General features: G+C 74.0%; 12 protein-coding genes. 4 read left to right on the top strand and 8 right to left on the bottom strand.

Annotated elements, in window-relative coordinates; translation table 11 throughout:
* The first annotated feature begins 335 nt into the window (after positions 1-335).
* Positions 336-1,415, top strand: coding sequence for a neutral zinc metallopeptidase (locus tag C1701_RS07235; RefSeq protein WP_051712629.1), 1,080 nt, complete (start codon positions 336-338; stop codon positions 1,413-1,415).
* 142 nt (positions 1,416-1,557) lie between these two features.
* Here the strand turns inward: C1701_RS07235 and C1701_RS07240 are convergent, their stop codons facing one another.
* Both C1701_RS07240 and C1701_RS07245 read right to left on the bottom strand, forming a co-directional pair.
* Positions 1,558-2,466 (bottom strand): hypothetical protein, encoded by a 909-nt coding sequence (locus tag C1701_RS07240; protein ID WP_337662179.1) that lies wholly within the window; start codon positions 2,464-2,466, stop codon positions 1,558-1,560.
* Positions 2,467-2,535: 69 nt separating this feature from the next.
* Positions 2,536-3,636, bottom strand: a complete 1,101-nt coding sequence (locus C1701_RS07245) for a potassium channel family protein (protein ID WP_026417257.1) — start codon at positions 3,634-3,636, stop codon at positions 2,536-2,538.
* Between the two features lie 325 nt (positions 3,637-3,961).
* Here C1701_RS07245 and C1701_RS07250 point away from each other — a divergent pair, with 325 nt between their 5' ends.
* The gene (locus C1701_RS07250) at positions 3,962-4,486 is read left to right on the top strand and encodes a hypothetical protein (protein ID WP_026417258.1); all 525 of its coding nucleotides are present in this window, start codon (positions 3,962-3,964) and stop codon (positions 4,484-4,486) included.
* 629 nt (positions 4,487-5,115) lie between these two features.
* On the opposite strand, the gene C1701_RS07260 is transcribed toward C1701_RS07250, so the two are convergent.
* The 3 genes from C1701_RS07260 to C1701_RS07270 all read right to left on the bottom strand — a co-directional run bounded on the left by C1701_RS07260 (position 5,116) and on the right by C1701_RS07270 (position 12,705).
* Positions 5,116-5,736, bottom strand: a complete 621-nt coding sequence (locus tag C1701_RS07260; protein ID WP_026417260.1) for a hypothetical protein — start codon at positions 5,734-5,736, stop codon at positions 5,116-5,118.
* A 50-nt stretch (positions 5,737-5,786) separates the two neighbouring features.
* Complete coding sequence (locus C1701_RS07265; protein ID WP_337662180.1) at positions 5,787-9,257, bottom strand: ATP-dependent helicase; 3,471 nt, start codon at positions 9,255-9,257, stop codon at positions 5,787-5,789.
* An 85-nt stretch (positions 9,258-9,342) separates the two neighbouring features.
* On the bottom strand, positions 9,343-12,705 hold the full coding sequence (locus C1701_RS07270; protein ID WP_030146998.1) for an ATP-dependent helicase: 3,363 nt from the start codon (positions 12,703-12,705) through the stop codon (positions 9,343-9,345).
* 134 nt (positions 12,706-12,839) lie between these two features.
* On the opposite strand from C1701_RS07270, the gene C1701_RS07275 reads away from it, so the two are divergent.
* Positions 12,840-13,157: an MGMT family protein gene (locus C1701_RS07275; protein WP_026417263.1), complete on the top strand. Its 318-nt coding sequence runs from the start codon at positions 12,840-12,842 to the stop codon at positions 13,155-13,157.
* 104 nt (positions 13,158-13,261) lie between these two features.
* Here C1701_RS07275 and C1701_RS07280 read toward each other — a convergent pair whose 3' ends face one another.
* Positions 13,262-14,104, bottom strand: coding sequence for a uroporphyrinogen-III synthase (locus C1701_RS07280; RefSeq protein ID WP_026417264.1), 843 nt, complete (start codon positions 14,102-14,104; stop codon positions 13,262-13,264).
* 177 nt (positions 14,105-14,281) lie between these two features.
* On the opposite strand from C1701_RS07280, the gene C1701_RS07285 reads away from it, so the two are divergent.
* Positions 14,282-15,079: an SAM-dependent methyltransferase gene (locus C1701_RS07285; protein WP_103055725.1), complete on the top strand. Its 798-nt coding sequence runs from the start codon at positions 14,282-14,284 to the stop codon at positions 15,077-15,079.
* 22 nt (positions 15,080-15,101) lie between these two features.
* Here the strand turns inward: C1701_RS07285 and C1701_RS07290 are convergent, their stop codons facing one another.
* Complete coding sequence (locus C1701_RS07290; RefSeq protein WP_211237449.1) at positions 15,102-15,899, bottom strand: TIGR02569 family protein; 798 nt, start codon at positions 15,897-15,899, stop codon at positions 15,102-15,104.
* Positions 15,900-15,989: 90 nt separating this feature from the next.
* Entirely contained in the window at positions 15,990-17,159 is a 1,170-nt protein-coding gene (gene moeZ, locus C1701_RS07295) for an adenylyltransferase/sulfurtransferase MoeZ (RefSeq protein WP_026417267.1), read from the bottom strand.
* Positions 17,160-17,227: the final 68 nt, after the last annotated feature.

Raw genomic sequence — 17,227 nt, forward strand, 5'->3', positions numbered from 1 at the left:
ACCGGTCGGCGGTGGCCAACCGCCGACAACCGTGAGCGCGTACAGGGGGAACCAGTCATATGTCGCAGCCGAACCCGCCTGACGGGTCCTGGCCGCCGCCTCGTCCCGTCGCGCCCCCGCCGGTGGCGCGACCGTTGGGCCGTCCCGGGACCGGCCGGGGGGCCCGCGCCGCGCAGCGGGGCGCGGACCCCTCGCGGCCCGACCAGCGGGCCCAGGGCGTGGCGAGGCCACCGGCGGACGGGGGCCGCGCCGCTGGTGGGGCGGGGGCGATGCCGGTTGCCGGCCCGACGGGGCCGGGACGCCAGCCGCTGCCGCCACCCAGGCCGGCGGCACGGATGCCGACCCACCCCCTGCGCGGCGCCCGCCCGGCGCCGCCGACCGGCGCCCGATTCGCCGACAGCGACGCCCCGTTACCCCAGCGCCCGGGCCGGGGAGGTAACGGGTGGCCTGGCTGGCTGCTGGCCATCGGCCTGGGTGCCACCGTCGTCGCCGTCGTCGCCGTCGCCTCGTCCGGCAGCGGACCCCGGTCCGGCCAGGAGGCCTCGGAACGCCGCACCGAGTTCGTCGTCCCCACGCCACCGCCGACACCGCCGCCGAGGGACCTGCCGGTCCCTCCCGAACGCCCCGAACGCCCCGAACCGACCGAGGACACCCCGCTGGTCGAGCCGACAGAGGAGGCGCCGCCGCCTCCCCCGCCCGCGCCTCACCCGGTGCTGCTGCTCGCCGACAACCCGATCCACGCGGGCGGTCTGCGTGCCGCCGACACCACCGCCTGCCAGCTGGCCGGCTTCAGCCCGGACGCGGCGGGGCAGGAGACCTACTACCGGTCGGCCATGCCCTGCGCGGTCGACTCGTGGTCCCACGCGCTGGAGGCCGTGAACCTCCCGAGCACCGAACCGGCGCTGGTGGTGATCAACGGGCCCGTGGACACGCCGTGCGGCACCGCGCAGTCCTCCTACTACTGCAGCGGCAACCAGACCATCTACATGGCCGCCGCGGTGCACGCGCAGCAGGAACGGCTCGGTGACTCCCCCGGCCCCTACCTGAGCGTCTTCGCGCACGAGTACGGCCACCACGTCCAGGCGTTGGCCGGGATCATGCAGGCCGCGTGGGACGACCGCTACGAGGTGGGCGTCGACTCCGCGGCGGGGCTGGAGATCTCGCGACGGATGGAACTCCAGGCATCCTGCTTCGGCGGGATGTTGATGGCGGCGATGAACCGGACCGGCGTGGTCGACATCAACACCGCGACGGCGGCGCTCAACGACGCCGCCAACCGGGGGGACTGGCCGCAGAACGGGTCCCGCGACCACGGTGCCCCGGAGCGGAACGGCGCGTGGATGCGGCACGGCTACGAGATCAACCTGACCTTCGAGTGCAACACGTGGGCCGTGGAGTCCGGCCAGGTCAGCTGATCCGACCGCCCTGACGCGGCCCCCCCTTCCCACCGGGAACGGGCGCGGCGGGGTTCGGGGCGCCCGTCGAGGGAAGCCGGATCACGCAGCGCGGCCACCCTGGCCAGCCAACCCGGTGGGGGCGACGCGCGGAGGCGTGGTGTCACCTCGGCGTGCCGGGAGGCGGCTCCGGTGGCGGTCCCTCCGGGCGGGCGCCGTCGGCTGGTGGGAAGAACGCGGTCCCCTCCTGACCACGAGCACCGGTGTCCGACTCGCCGGCGCCCACGGGCGGGAAGAAGGCGGTTCCGGTGCTGGGCCCCGCCGGTGTCGGCTCGTGGTCCACGGGTGCGAAGAAGGCGGTTCCCGCCGGCGCCTGTCCTCGGTGGTCGTCCAGCCCGACCGGCGGGGTCTCCGGATCGCGCGCACCGCCGGTGTCGGACCGGGGCGGGTCCTGGCCGCTCGCGCCGGACCCGAGCCCCCATCCCTCCCGGTACGCGGAGTCCTCGCCGGGTGGGTCCTGGGTGGCGTCCGGCGTGCCGGCGCGGGCGGTCGGTACCTGTCCAGCGGCGCCCAGCCCGCGCTTCCCGCGACCGGTGGGGCCGGGCGCCGGGGGGGCACCGCCCGCGCGGCGGGCCCGCATCCGCCGGATGTCGCGGGTGGTCTGCCGGAGCAGGAAGGCCAGTCCGGCTCCGCCCACCGCCGCGATGGTGAGCAGGACCGCCGAGACCCGGTCGTTGGTCTCCCCCACTCCGGCGGGGCTGGTCCCCGCGAGCCAGACCCGGTACTGGCCGGAACCGAGCCGCACCACCTCGACGTCGAGTTCCCGTTCCTCGTGGTGGCCGCAGGCTTCGAGGTCCGCGACGTGCTGCTCGCCGTCGACGGTGAACATCACCTTGTCGTTCTCGTCGGCGGCGCACTCCCCGGAGACGAGGACGGTGGCGGTCGTCTCGCGGAGTTCACCGGTCCCGGCGTTGAGGGGGAGGATCCTCGTGGCGGCGAAGACGACGGCAAGCCCGAGCACGCCCATCGCGATCATCACCAGCACCCATCGAGCGGGTCCACGCCTCACCACGGTGTGCCATGCTTCCAGACGCTCGGTGTGCGCCGGGTGTGTGTCCCGTCGGCCGAGTCGACCCGGTGTTCAGCCCTGCCCGCCGTCGCCGGGCGGCCGCGCCTGGCCCGACCCGCCGTCGCGCAGGTAGATCACCCGGTCCGCGGGGCGGAGCACCGCCGCCTCCGGCGAGTCGACGGGGACCAGTCCGGCGTCGCGCACGACGGCGAGCACCGGTCCGGTGATGTCCCGGGGGGACCGCCCGTACTCGTCCGGGGTGAGGGCTCTCTCGGCCAACACGACCTCCGCGTCGGAGCTGATGATCGTCTCGAAGAGGTCGACCAGGGAGGGCGACAGGGTCGCCATGCCCAGCAGCCTGCCGGCGGTCTCGCTGGACACCACGACGGAGTCCGCACCGGACTGCCGGAGCAGGTGGACGTTCTCGGACTCGCGCACCGCCACCACCACCTGCGCGTGGGGCGCGAGCTCGCGGGTGGTCAGGGTCATCAGGACGGCGGCGTCGTCGCGGTCCGGCGCGATCACGACGGACCGGGCTCGATGGACCTCGGCCATGCGGAGCACGTCCGACCGGGTGCCGGACCCGTGCACGGCCACCAGCCCGTGCGCCTCGGCGCTTTCCAGCACCCGGGGGTCGGTGTCGACGACGACGAGTTCCGACACGTCGACGCCGTCGTTCATCAGGGCCGCGATCGCGGACCTGCCCTTGGTCCCGTATCCGATGATGACGACGTGGTCCTTCACCCGCGACCTCCAGCGTTGGATTCTCAGGGTCTGCCGGGACCGCTCGGTGAGGACCTCCAGCGTGGTGCCGACGAGAATGATGAGGAAGAGCACGCGGAGCGGGGTGATGACGACGACGTTCACCAGTCGCGCCCCTGGGGAGACCGGCACGATGTCGCCGTACCCCGTCGTGGACAGGGACACGCTCGCGTAGTAGAAGCAGTCCAGCAGGGACAGACCACCGCCGGTGAAGTCGAGGTAGCCGTCCCGCTCGACGTAGACCAGTGCCACGGAGACGAGCAGTGCCGCGAGTGCGACGACGAGGCGGCGAGCGATCGACCGCAGCGGACTCACGCCGGCGTGGGGCATTCGAATGATGCCGACCAGATTGTCCGGTTTCGCGGCGAGTAGCCGCTCCGGGCGCCTCACTCCCCGCCACGCGGCCCGCATGCTCGCCCTCACGGCCTCTCGCATCCCGTCGTGGTCGACCCGCCGAAGTGGGCGCCGGCCGGGGAACCGGCGCCGTCGGGCGGGATCTCCGCTCGACCACCGTAGGGCGGTCGCGGCCGCCGTCCTGACAGGACACCCCGTCGCGACCTGGTGAAAGAACGGATTTACCGGGTAGTCGAGAATGTGCGCAGCGCTGTCGAGGAGAATGCGTACCAGCGATTTCGAGTGGCTCCCTGTCCTCGTTCGATGAAGAGTTGAGCCGCTGTTGGATAAAGATTCAGACGCGCTGTAACGACATCGCCAGCACAGGTGATTAGATGTAGGGGTGCCGTCACTCCAGCAGGCTGCCACTGCGCTCGGTTGGCGCGGTCAGCTCATCACCGAGGTTTCCGTTCTCGGCCAGCGCGTCTCCGCCCTGGTACGGGTGCGCGAAGACGTGCACCGCTGGCGGATGGAGAACGGCTGGCCCCCGGAACCCGACCCTTCCTGGTTCCGTTCGTGGTTCGAGCCGACACTGCACGACCAGATCCCGGTGCCCGCGGTGGACCTCGTCGGGGTCCTGGTCACGGAGTCCCGGGCCGGCAGGGCGTTGCGGTCCTGCGGCACGCTGATGACGCTCGCCCCGTGCGCCGTCGTGCTGCCGTCCAGCCAGACCTCCGACCCCTGGCCGCTCGTCGAGCTGGACTTCTACGGGATCGGCGTCGTCACGATCGACGAGGAGGGGGACGCCTCCGTCGCGATCAGCCCGGAGGACAGGTCCCAGGAGTTCGGGGGTTCGGTCTTCGGACGCTGGCTGCTCGAACTGCTCTACCACCGGGTCATGACCAGCGTGCTGTCACCCCCGCGCTGAGGAGCCCCCACCCGCCTCCCGGATCCCCGGTGTTCCGCCCGGGTGGTCGGCGGTGATTTCCGGCGAACTCAGGTCCGTGATGGGAACGGGGACCGCGTCGCACGCCGTCCACCTGTCCCGCTCGCCGCGTCGGCCCACGCGGCGCACGGTGTCGGTCAGCAGCCCTGGGATCCGGGCCCCTGCCGCGGCGAGGCGCCCGTCCCGTCGAGCGGCGACCGCCGCGGGATGGTGGCGTCCACCGGATCCGGCCACGCGCAAGCCGAGTGGTACCGCCGTCGCCCGCCCTGGGTGGGCCGCCCGGCCGACGTCACCCGAGCTGGGGCGCGGGCGGCCACCACCGGCCGTCGGCACTGGTGCGCGGCACTTCTCGGGATCCGAGGGGCGCCGGGAGGCGCGGGCTTCGTCGACCGTGCCTGACGGTGCCCGTCGTGGGATCGACAGGCAGTGCGCCGGGCCGTGGCCCGGGCACCTCGGCACTCCCGGGAACCCGGGAGGGATACCGCGTCCGTCCCGTCCACACCGTCGGCACGGGTAACGGAACTGGGCGGTGGAGCCCCCGACAGGGAAGGGGACGTCGGTGCGGGGAACTCTCCCCCGCTCCGTCCTCCCCACCGCCGCCACGAGGCCGATCAGGCCGGGACCAGCTCGTACTCCTGCCAGTTCAGCGCCTCGGGATTCCACTCCATCCCCCGGCCCTCCTGGAGCGCGCGCAACGCGTGCATGCTGTGCGGCCACCGGCGGACGACATCGACGATGGCGATGGCCACCATCTCCTCCGCTGTCCGCTGTTGCTCACCCGGCCCCAGGACGAGCAGGTTCCCGTCCTCCTGCCGGAGATCGGACAACCGGACCTCACCGGAGAGCACCCTGCGCTCGACGAGCACCGGCCGGTTGGGCGGCAGCGCGTCCGGCCAGGACTGCCGGTCGAGGTCCGCCGCGACCGGGTCACTGCACTGACCGCAGGTGCAGCCGCCGCCCACGGCCCAGCCGTGCTGGGCCCAGTGCCACACGGCCGAGCTGCCGTTGTTCAGATCAGTGAGCCCTGCGACGTGCGGCCACGCGTCCACCACACCGCCGAGGGTGGTGGACCGGGTGGACGTCTCGTCACTGCCGGGACCGAAGAACGACCAGGTGCCGTCCTCGTCCCGGTCAACACGAACCAGGGGCGCCTTGAGCGCCACAACATCCTCTGCGACCTGGACCTCCGTCGTGGGAGACGTGGCCAGCTTCCAGTGCGTATTTTCCGACATCGCGGGCATCGTCGCGAGGAAACGCCCGGGGTACAAGGACCGCCACTCGATCAGGTGTCACCCGAAGAAGGGATTTTGCGCACCAGGTCCCGGAGGCCGTCAACGTCCAACAGATCCGCAGGTCGCAGGGTCCTGTTCTCGGGTACGAAGTGGAACGCCGCCCTAACCCGATCCAGTGGCGAACCGGTCAACGCGGCCCACGCGAGCCGGTACGCGGCGAGCTGGACCGCCAGCGCCGGCACCCGGTCGGGAGCCGGCGCCCGCCCCGTCTTCCAGTCCACGACGGTCCACCCCCCATCCTCGTCGGCGAACACGGCGTCCATCCGCCCTCGCACCACCACCCCGTCGACCGTGGTCTCGAACGGGACCTCGACCTCGGCCGGCGTACGAGCGGCCCAGTCGCTGTCGAGGAACGCCGCCTGGAGGTCCTCCAGGCCCGTCTCCAGCAGCTCCTCGTCCGAGGCCCCCGGGAGGTCGTCCACGTCCAGCAGCCTGGTCGCGCCGAACCGCTGCTCCAACCACTCGTGGAAGGTCGTGCCCCGCCGGGCGTGCCGGTCCGGCTTCCGGGGAAGCGGTCGGCGCAGCCTGGCCGCCAGCTCCTCGGGGTCGGCGGCCAGCTCGACGAGCTGGCTGACCGACAACTGCCCGGGCAGCCGCACCTCCTCGCGGCGGGTCCCGGCCGCGGCCCGCTCCGCGAGCAGCACCCGGACGTCCCGGTGCCACCCCTCGGGGTCGTGGACGGGGTCGATCCGGGACGCGGGAGGGCCGGCCCGCCCGTCCTCCCCGGTGGAGGCGTGCCCCACCCTCCTGAACGAACCCATCTTCCGGCGCACCAGCTCCGCGCCCGCCGCCACGACCGGGCGGCGGTCACCGAGCGGGTCACTCGGCCAGACGTCGGTCCGCCCCTCGGAGGTGAGCGGGTTGACGTCATCCCGCTCCGGTGGGGGAGCCCACCCCTCGACGCGCCCGCCCGGGTACACCCCCACCGGCGAGTCCCCGCCGGCCCGGCCGTCACCGACGACGGCGGCCAGCACCTCCTCCAGGAACTCCGAGGGGCCCCTGGGCGCAGCCCCGGTCTCGCCCCACCAGTGCCCGGACACCAGCAGGACCCGCTCCGACCGCGTCAGCGCGACGTAGCAGAGCCGGCGTTCCTCGGTGAGCCGGCGCTCCTCGAACTCCTCCGCGTGCCGCGCCAACTCCTCAGCCACCTGCTTGCGGTCCGAACAGCCCGCGAGCGCCAACCGGGGGAGGTCGGCCGCGTCGCCGCGCAACTCGGCGGGCAGCTCCGACACCGAACCCAACCAGCTCGTGGACCTCCTCGCGCCGGGGAAGACCGTGCGCACGAGGTGCGGCACGGCGACGACCTCCCACTCGAGCCCCTTGGCCGAGTGCGCGGTCACGACCTGCACCCGGTCCTCCGCGACCTCGATCTCGCCTGGCTCCAGGCCGTCCTCCGCGTGTTCGGCGGTACGGAGGTAGTCGATCAGCGAGGGGAGCGTCGCCGAGGGGCTGGCGGAGGCGAACTCGGCCACCACGCCGGCGAAGGCGTCGAGGTGGGCGCGGCCGGCCCGGTCCAGTCTGGCCAGCCCCTCGATGTCGAGCAGCAACGTGCGTTCCACGTCGGCGACCAGGTCGGGCAACGGCTGGTCCAGCCGGCGCCGCAGCGCCGCCAGTTCCGAGCCGAACCCGCGAATCCTCCGGTACCCCTCCCGCGAGTACTGACCCGGCGGTCCGGGATCGTCGACCGCGTCCACCAGCCCGGTGCGCTCCGCCGACTCCGCGGCGCCGACCAGCGATGGGCCGCCGTCCCCCGCGTCCCCCTCCCGCCGGGAACCGTCGGACCCGTCCTCGGCCCCGGCGCCCGAGGACGCCGTCGCGGTCCCGGCCGTCGCCTGTTCCCCACCAAGGGAGCGCGCGCGCCGCCACAGGGCGGCCAGGTCGGCAGCGCCCAGCCGCCACCGCGATCCGGTGAGCAGCCGCGCCGCCGAGGTCCCCGCGAGGGGGTCGACCAGGACGCGCAGCGCGCTCACCAGTTCGCGCACCTCGGGTTCGTCCAGCAGACCGCCCAGGCCCACCACCTCGACCGGAAGCCCCCGAGCGCGCAACGCCGCTGCGATCCCGGCCATGTCGGCCCGCCGCCGCACCAACACCGCGGCGGTCGGCGGCGCCCCCGTCTCGGCGACCGACCGTTCCCACTCCTCGCCGATCCGGTTGGCCACCCACTCCCGTTCGGCCCGGACGTCCTCGGTGAGGGCGACGCTGACGGCACCGGGACCGGCGTCGGCGCGGGGGCGCAGCCGGGGGACCCGCAGCGCCGGGACCGCCCCGTCCGCGTCGGTCCCGTTCCCGGGCTCGGCACTCGACGCGCCGCCCCGCAGGGGCTCGGAGATCGCGTTGGCGAGGTCGAGCACCTCGGGCGGGTTGCGGAAACTGGTGAGCAGGTGGTGCTGCCGCGCGGGGCCTGCCCCGCCGTGCTGGTCGAGGCGGGGGAAGTCGCTGGCGAACCTGGGCAGGTTCGCGGCGCTCGCCCCCCGCCACCCGTAGATCGCCTGGACCGGGTCCCCCACGGCGGTCACCGGCATCGGGGCCGCCCCGCCGAACAGCGCTCGCAACAGGACGCGCTGGGCGTGCCCGGTGTCCTGGTACTCGTCGAGCAGGACGGCGCCGAACCTCGACCGCTCGCCGGAGACGACCTCCGGGTGGTCGGTGGCCAGGCGCGCCGCCAGCGACATCTGGTCGGCGAAGTCGACGGCACCCGCCCGCCGCTTCCGGCGGGCGTAGTCGGCGAGCAGGGGCAGCAGGGCGACCCGGAGCCGTTGGGTGGCCAGGATCCGCTGGAGGTCCTTGGGCAGTCCGGCGCGTTGCCGCGCCGCGCGCGGGGCGTTCTCCACCGCGTCCAGGAAGCGGGTCGTCCAGCGGACGAGGTCGTCGGGGTCCACGAGGTGCTCGGCGAGTTCTCCCGACAGGTCCAGCACCAGGTTGGTGATGGTCGCGGGGACCTTGTCGGTGTCGATGTCCTCCGTCCAGGTGGAGACGACCCGGTGCGCGAGCTGCCAGGCCGCGGTCTCGGTGAGCGGACGGGCTCCCGGTTCGACCGGGACCCGCAGACCGTGCTCGGCGACCAGCCTCCCGGCGTAGGCGTGGTAGGTGAGGACCGTCGGGTCGCAGGCCAGGAGCGCGGCCCTGCGTTGCCCGCCCGGGTCGAGGCGGTCCAGCAGCGGCGAGGCGGCCAACCGCCGCAGCCGGGCCCGCACCCGGTCACCCAGCTGTCCGGCGGCCTTCCGGGTGAAGGTCAGCCCGAGGACGCGCTCCGGGGCGACGATGCCGTTGGCGACGAGCCACACCACCCTCGCGGCCATCGTCTCCGTCTTCCCGGCCCCGGCACCGGCGATCACCAGGGCGGGTTCGACCGGGGCCGCGATGACGGCGACCTGTTCGGGGGTGGGAACGGCCAGCCCGAGTTCGCGGGCCAGCTCCACCGGTCCGATCAGGTCGCTGCCGCGTTCCGCCGTGACCGTCATAGCCCGATTCTGGACCCCGGGCGCGAGCTCCTCACGCCGACTCCCCGTCTCGCGGGCACCCGCCCCAGCGCGGGACGGGGTGCCGTCACTCCCCGACCTGGCGGCCGGAGGGGTGGAGGGGACAGCTGAACCGCGCGGGGCACCGGTCGCAGTCCTCGCTCTCGTTGACGTCGTAGCGCGGGCCACGGCTGGCCTCCCCGGCCGCGCGGACGGTGCCCAGCCACTGGCGGACGCCCTCGTCGTCCAGCGGTCGCTGGGTCCGTTCCGTCGCGGAGCCGGATCTGGCGTCCGGTTTGGCCACGTAGAGCAGGCGCGCGCCACCGGGGGGGACGACGCGTCCCCCGGTCTCGTCGTCGTCCGCCGCGCCGAACTCGCTGAAGGCACCCAGGGCCGCCGCGAGCTGGTAGACGGCCAACTGCGGATGCTCCTCGGCCGCCTTCGCGGTGACGGCGGCCCGAGCGGTCTTGATGTCCACCACGACGGGACGGCCGTCGGCGTCGACGTCGAGCCGGTCGACCCGGCCCCGGACGAGCAGCCACGCCCCGCCCGGTCGTTCCGGGGGGATCTTGAGGTCCATCGGGTGTTCCACCGCCACCTGCGTGAGTTCGGCGCGGCTGCTGGTGAACCAGGCCAGGAACGAGTCGAGCATCGCCTCGACCCGGCGGCGTTCACGTCGGGAAAACCAGGGCGCGCCCGCGTCGACCGACTCCCAGGCCCGGTCCAGCTCCGCCCGCAACTCGTCCGGCGTGGCCCCCGTCGCCGCCCGTTCGACCAGGGCGTGCACCAGGGTTCCCGTCACCGAGGCCAGCTGCGCCTCGTCCTGCCCCCCGTGGCGTTCCACCACCCAGCGCAACGGGCACCGGGTCAGGACGTCCACGGTGGAGGGGGAGACGCGCAGCGCCTCGCCGTCGGGCCACAACGGGTCGTCCGTGGAGGGTGCTCCGAGCCCGTACCAGGAGGCGGGGTCCGCTCCGGGGACCCCGGCCACGGCGAGTTCGGCGAGGGCGGCCGCCGCCCGGTCACGCCGGTCCGGGTCCTCGTCCTCCGCTACCGGAGCGCAGACCACGCTCCGGAGTTCGGCGACGAGTTCGGCCAGTCCGAGGCCGCGGGGAGGCCGGAACAGCTGGCGCTTCCCCTCCTGGTCCGCGTCGGTGTCCGTCCCGTCCACCTCGTCGAGGAACCGGGAGGGTTGCTGGTCCTCCCCCCGCACCGCGCTGACGAGCAGGGTGCGGGTCGCCCGGCTCGCCGCCAGCAGCAGCAACCGACGTTCCTCGGCCAACAGGGGGGCGGTGGGGGACACCGGGACGTCGAGGGGCAGCCCGGCCAGGAGGTCGACGAGCCGTTCGACGCGCAGGAGCGAGCCCCGCTGCCGGAGGTCCGGCCAGGTCCCCTCCTGCACGCCGGGGACGGCGACCACCGTCCACTCCCTCCCGGCTGCGGCGTGCGCGGTGAGCACGCTCACCGCCTCCCCCGTCGGCGCGGTGGGCGCGAGGGAGTCGCCGACGATCTGCTGGTCGATCAGCTCCTCCGCGAACGCGGCCGGCCCCTTGCCGACGCTGCGGTGGGTGAAGCGCGCGGCGGCGTCGAAGAGGGCCAGGACGGCGTCGAGGTCCCGGTCGGCCTGGGCCCCCACCGGACCGGACCGGCGGGACCAGGCGAGCCACCGTTCCTGCAGCCCGCTCGCCTCCCAGGCCCGCCACAGCGCCTCCTCGACGTTGGCCCCGTCGGCGACCGCCGTCCTGGCCGCGCCCAGCACCTCGGCGACGGCGTGGACCGGGGCCGAGGTGCGCTCGTCCAGCCCGACCAGGGAGTCCCGGTCGAGAAGCGCCTCGACGAGGAGTTCGCCCGAGGGCCGTTCCACCCCGGCGGCGGTGGCGAGCCGGCGCAGTTCACGTCGGACCCGCTTCATCGTCAGCGGGTCGGCTCCGCCCAGCTGCGATCCCAGCAGGTACGTGGCCGTGTCCTCGGTGAGCGCGTCGGGGTCACCGGCGCAGCGCAGCACCTCGACGAGGGGGCGGACCGCGTGCTGTTGGGCGAGGGGGACCTCACTGGCGGACATGGCCAACGGAACCCCGGCGGCGGCGAGTGAGCGCCGCAGCACGGGCAGCGCTCGGGTGGCCGAGCGCACCACGACGGCCATGCTGGACCACGGGACGCCGTCAAGGAGGTGTGCCCGCCGGAACTCGTCCGCGATCCAGGTGGCCTCCTGCGCGGCGGTGCCCAGCACCCGGACCCGCACGCTCCCGGTGTCGGTGTCGGTGTCGGTCCCGGAGGGTGCCCGCGACGGCGCCGGTGAGGTGCGGGACGCGCGCGGTGCACCGTCGGTCGCCTCGCGGGCGGGGACCTCCTGATCGCCCCCGCCGTCGGTGTCCGCCTCGGCGGGCCCGCGCAGGTCGCGCTGCGGCCCGGTACCGGGGAGCCTCGCCGCCAGTCTGCGCACCGCCTCCCGGACGGCGGGAGCCATCCGGTGGTCGGTGGTGAGGACGGTGGTGCGTCGCCCGTCCGGGTCCGCGTCCAGCAGTCCGCGGGGATCGGCGCCTCGGAACGAGAAGACCGTCTGGTCGGGGTCGCCGGCCAGCACGAGCTCCCGCGCGCCGTCACCCACCTCCCGGACGAGGCGGTACTGGAGCGGGTCCAGGTGCTGGGCGTCATCGACGAACAGGTGGTGAACCCTGGCCCGTTCGGTCGCGAGGAGTTCCTCGTCCGCCCCCAGCGCGCCCAGGGCGCTGGAGACGAGTTCCGCCGCGTCCATCGCCGGTGCCGCCTGCGGCGACGCGCTCCCCGACGCGGCGCGCAGCAGGTTCACCTGTTCGTACTGCTCCCCGAACCGCCCGGCCGCGACCCACTCCCGAACGCCGTGCCGTTCCCCCAGCTCGGCCAGGTCCTCGGGGCCGAGGCCGCGTTCGGCGGCGCGCAGCAGCAGGTCGCGGAGTTCGGCCGCGAAGCCGGGGAGCAGCAGCGCCGGCCGGAGGTGCGCCGGCCAGTTCGTCGCTCCGGCGCCCACATCGCCGGCGAGCAGGTCACGGATCACCGCGTCCTGGTCGGGGCCCGACAGCAACCGAGGCGGTGGGGCACCGACGAGGAGCGCCTCACGACGCAGGATGCCGAAGGCGTAGGAGTGGACGGTGCGCACCATCGGCTCCCGCACCGTCACCGGCGAACCCGCCTGCCCGGACCGGGACGCGACCAGGCCGGTGATCCGGGTCCGCAACTCCGAGGCGGCCCGCCGCCCCGAGGTCAGCACCAGCACGCTTTCCGGATCGCTCCCGGACAGGATCCGGTGGGCGGCGGCCTCGGCGAGCAAGGTGGTCTTCCCGGTGCCCGGTCCGCCCAGCACGCGGAGCAGGCCGGATCCGTGGTGGAGGACCCGCAGCGCCGCCTGGTCCCACCGGTGCGGCGTGCCGTCGTGCCGGCGGGCACGGACCAGGGAGGCTGCTGGCGCGCTCATACCCCGATGCAACCACGACACCCCGACGCCGGTGACACCCGCGTCGGCGTGTCGGGCGCGTGACGTGGTCCGGGCGCCGCCGTCCGGAGTTCCTGCCCCGATGGCGGCGCCGGCCCCTGTGGTAGGCAGACCGGGTGAACGACGAACTGGTGGAGCGGGTCCGCGAGGTGGTCCGGTCGATCCCCGCCGGACGCGTGCTCGGTTACGGCGATGTGGCCGAGCTCGCGGGTGCGCCCTCCCCGAGGCTGGTGGGACGGATCCTGGCCGAGGACGGCGCGGACCTGCCGTGGCACCGCGTGCTGCGTTCGGACGGGACCGTCGCCTCCCACCTCGCCGGTCGTCAGCTCGAGCGGCTGCGGGCCGAGGGCGTCGCCGCCCGGGACCGGCGGGTGGACATGCGCCAGTACCGGTGGCGGCCGGCGCCCCCGGGCCAGTCGGGGCTCTGGGACTGACCGGACTCCGGGACTGACGGGGGCCCCGGGACTGACGGGGCTCTCCCCCACCCGTTCGGTGTCGTGTCCGGGCGAGGCGCCGGGCCGCCGGGCGCGCGGCGGTATCAACCGGCGCCCGTCGCGGCGACGAACGTCGGGAGTTCCCGTTCCAGCTGGCGCGCGAGCGCCCCGGTCCTGGGCCGGTCCGGGGTGCGGACGGGCAGCCCCTCCCGTTCGAGGGGTGCCGCGGTGACCGGACCCACGCAGGCCACGAGGCACGAGGTGCGCAGCGCTCGGCGGAGCGGCTCGCCCCTGCCGGTCCGCTCGGCCCGGCGGAGCAGGTTGGTGGCGGCCGGGGCACTGGTGAAGGTCAGGGCGTGGACCTCGGCCCGGGCCACCGCGTCGATCAGCGAGTCGAGGGGGCCGACGTCCTCCGGGTCGGTCCACCGGTAGACACCGACCGGGATGACCTCGGCGCCCCGACGACGGAGTGCCTCGCAGAACTCGGTCATCGGCTCCCCCTGCTCCTGAACGGCGATCCGCCGACCGTCGAGGTCCCGGCGGAGGAGCTCGTCGAGGACCTCGGCGACCGTCTCGGAGCCGGCCGTCCACGGATCGGGCAGGCCGGCCCCCCGGACGGCGCCGCGTGCCTTCGGCCCGCGGGCCAGCACCTCGGCGGCTCCGAGCCGGCCCAACAGGCCCTCGCGCCGCCCTCGGCCCTCGGCGGTGTCCAGCCAGCCCCGGAAACCCACACCGGTGATCGCCACCACCAGGTCCACCGGGGCGGCGAGCACCGCATCCGTCGCGGCCGCGAGCCGGTCGTCGTCGGCGAGGGCGACGCTGCGGATCGCCGGCCCGTACACCACGCGGGCTCCTCGGCGCTCCAGCAGCCCGCCCAGTTCCTCGGCCCGGCGGGCCGCCGTCACCCCCACGGTCAGCCCGAGCAGCGGGCGGTGGTCCTGCGCCATCGGCCCATCCTCGTCTCTCCTCGGCCCGCTGAACAGGGGGTCGTCCCCGGTTCCGACCCCTGGGCGCACCCCGCCGCGCACCCCGCTCACGTGAAGATCGAAAATTTCACCTGAGCGGGTGAGCCGCCTAGGATTTCGGCGGTTGCGTCGTCAACGTTCGGCTGACTGGGGTGTTGGATGGACTCGGATGGCCCTGACCTGGCACGAGTTGATCTCGGTGCTCCAGGTCTGGCCCGCGTCGTCGACCACCTGCTCGGGGGAGCGCACAGCTTCGCCGTCGACCGGGAGGCCGCGGACGTGCTCGAGTCGGAGATCCCGGGCATCCGGCAGGCGATCCACCAGACCCGCTCCTTCCTGGGACGCGCGGTGCGGTACCTCCTCCGCCGGGGTGTGCGCCAGTTCCTCGACCTCGGCGCGGGGCTGCCCGGCGTGGGCAGCGTGCACGAGATCGCCGCCGCCAGCGGCCGGCCCGCACGGGTGGTCTACGTGGACAACGACCCGATGACGGTGGCGCACGCCAGGCACATGGTCCGGCTCGTGCCGCACACCGCCGCCATCCTCACCGACCTCCGGTCGCCGGCCCTGGTGCTCGACCACGCGGAGTCACGGGCGGTGATCGACCCGGACGAACCCCTGGGCGTCCTGTTGTCCGACGCGCTGCCCGCCGTGCCGGAACCGATCGGGGAGGTGCTCGACGGCTACCTGGACCGCATGGTCGACGGCAGCTACCTGGCGCTGGCCCATCCCACCAGCGAGGGATGGCCCGGAGACGGGAGCCGGTCGAGTGGGGCCTGGGCGCCGGTGGTGCTGCGGACGGCGGCCGCCGTGCACGCCCTCTGGGATCGGCTCGACCTGGTACCGCCCGGAGTGGTGCCCGTGCAGGACTGGCGGCCGGACACACCCCTCGACGAGGTGAGCCAGGAGTGCCCGGTGCCGGTGCTGGCGGGTCTGGGACGCGTGCGCCCCCGGGTCTGAGCGCGGCTCCGGCCGCGCGTCCTCAGAGGACCTCGAGCACCAGCTGGGTGGCTCGTTCCAGCCCGGCGAGCGACTGAGGCGTGGACCTCGGGTGCAGGGCGTTGACCGCGAGCCTGAACAACAGGGCGTGCAACAGGGACTGCTCCCACTCGGGCAGGTGGGACCACCTGCGGATCAGGCCAGGATCCGCTCCTCCCCAGGCGAGCCCGTCGACCACCACGACCGCGGCGGCCCACTCGGCCGGCCGCCAGTAGGGCGTGAAGTCGATGACGCCCGGCGAGGAGTCCCGGCTGAACAGCACGTTGCCGAACAGGTCGCCGTGCACCACCTGCGCCCGGAGCCGGGAATGGCGTCGGGACCCCAGCAGCACCTCGAACAGCCGCCCGCCCCGGTCCGGGTCGAGGGTGGTCTCCTCCTCGCCCCACGCCATCCGGTCCGCGACCGAGAAGACGTCACGGCGTTCGTCGAGGAACCGGGGCCGAGCGAGCCCGGCGGTGGCGTCGTGCAACCGGAGGGAGACGGCGACGACCTCGTCGTGGCGGGCCTCCGGCTGCCCGGTCAGGAACCGGGACGCCGCCCAGCCGGACACGACCCACCGCCCGTCCGAGGACCGAACGGACCGGGAGAGCCGCAGGTCGTCCGGGTGCAGTGCCCCGAGGATGGTGGCCGCCCACGCCGCCTCGGCCGGGTTGGACACCGGTCTGAGGACGATCTCACCGCACCGCCACACGCCGGCCGGATCCAGTGGTTCCGGCTCGTCATCCCTGGCACCGAACGCCGCACGCACGTGCAACGGCGGCGGCTCGGGGGTCACACTCACGGGTAGGCACGCTACCGTGGGTGGCCCGGGACGCGGTAGAAACCCAGGTCCGCCCGGCGTGGGCGCCGGTCGTCGCCCCCGGCCGGGTGGTCAGTACGTCGGCAGACCGGGGTCCACGTCCCTGGCCCAGCCGAGCACGCCTCCCCCGACGTGGCTGGCGTCGGAGAAACCAGCCCGGTGCAACGCGGCCAGTGCCTCCGCGGACCGCATCCCGGACTTGCAGTGCAGGACGATGGGCTGGTCCTGCGGCAGTTCCGAGAGGGCCTCGCCGGACAGGATGCGGTCCTTGGGGATCAGCACCGAACCGGGGATGCGGACGATCTCGTACTCGTGGGGCTCCCGGACATCGACGAGGCTGAACTTCTCGCCCCGGTCGAACTTCTCCTTGAGCTCCCTGGGCGTGATCGTGTGGTCGGCCGCCGCCTGCTGGGCGTCCTCCGGGACGACTCCGCAGAAGGAGTCGTAGTCGATCAGCTCGGTGACCGGCTCGGCGTTGGGGTCGCGCCGGATCCGGATCGTCCGGTAGCTCATCTCCAGGGCGTCGTACACCATCAGGCGTCCCAGCAGGGTCTCGCCCACCCCGGTGATCAGCTTGATCGCCTCGGTCACCATCACCGAGCCGATCGAGGCGCACAGGACGCCGAGGACGCCGCCCTCGGCGCAGGACGGGACCATCCCGGGGGGCGGCGGTTCCGGGTAGAGATCGCGGTACTGGGGTCCGTGCTCCGCCCAGAAGACGCTGACCTGCCCCTCGAACCGGAAGATCGAACCCCACACGTAGGGCTTGCCGAGCAGGACGGCCGCGTCGTTGACCAGGTAGCGGGTCGCGAAGTTGTCGGTGCCGTCCAGGATGAGGTCGTACTCGCGGAAGATGTCCAGCGCGTTGCTGGAGTCCAGGCGGACGCGGTGGACGTTCACCGTGACGAAGGGGTTGGTCTCCGCGATCGACTCGCGGGCCGACTCGGCCTTGGGCTTGCCGAGGTCGGACTGGCCGTGGATGATCTGCCGTTGCAGATTGGACTCGTCGACCTCGTCGAAGTCGACGATGCCGAGCGTGCCCACCCCGGCCGCGGCCAGGTACAGCAGCGCTGGGCTACCCAGGCCACCGGCCCCGATCACCAGCACCCTGGCGTTCTTGAGCCGCTTCTGCCCCTCCATCCCGACGTCCGGGATGATCAGGTGCCTGCTGTAGCGGGCGACCTCCTCCCTGGTCAGTTCCTCGGCGGGTTCGACAAGCGGCGGTAGCGTCGCCCCTGGCATTGGCTGTCCTCCTCGTCACCGGCGAGACCGGCACAGTGTGCCTCTCCCGGGGAACGCGCGGACAGGCC

The organism is Actinoalloteichus sp. AHMU CJ021 (assembly GCF_002895405.1).
GTDB lineage: Bacteria > Actinomycetota > Actinomycetes > Mycobacteriales > Pseudonocardiaceae > Actinoalloteichus_B > Actinoalloteichus_B caeruleus.

Excerpts from the sequence above, each read along its gene's own strand:
- C1701_RS07280 (WP_026417264.1), bottom strand. The coding sequence starts at position 14,104 with ATGGCGCAGGACCACCGCCCGCTGCTCGGGCTGACCGTGGGGGTGACG.
- C1701_RS07235 (WP_051712629.1), top strand. The coding sequence starts at position 336 with ATGCCGACCCACCCCCTGCGCGGCGCCCGCCCGGCGCCGCCGACCGGC.
- C1701_RS07245 (WP_026417257.1), bottom strand. The coding sequence starts at position 3,636 with ATGCGGGCCGCGTGGCGGGGAGTGAGGCGCCCGGAGCGGCTACTCGCC.
- C1701_RS07260 (WP_026417260.1), bottom strand. The coding sequence starts at position 5,736 with ATGTCGGAAAATACGCACTGGAAGCTGGCCACGTCTCCCACGACGGAG.
- C1701_RS07270 (WP_030146998.1), bottom strand. The coding sequence starts at position 12,705 with ATGAGCGCGCCAGCAGCCTCCCTGGTCCGTGCCCGCCGGCACGACGGC.
- C1701_RS07265 (WP_337662180.1), bottom strand. The coding sequence starts at position 9,257 with ATGACGGTCACGGCGGAACGCGGCAGCGACCTGATCGGACCGGTGGAG.
- C1701_RS07285 (WP_103055725.1), top strand. The coding sequence starts at position 14,282 with ATGGACTCGGATGGCCCTGACCTGGCACGAGTTGATCTCGGTGCTCCA.
- moeZ (WP_026417267.1), bottom strand. The coding sequence starts at position 17,159 with ATGCCAGGGGCGACGCTACCGCCGCTTGTCGAACCCGCCGAGGAACTG.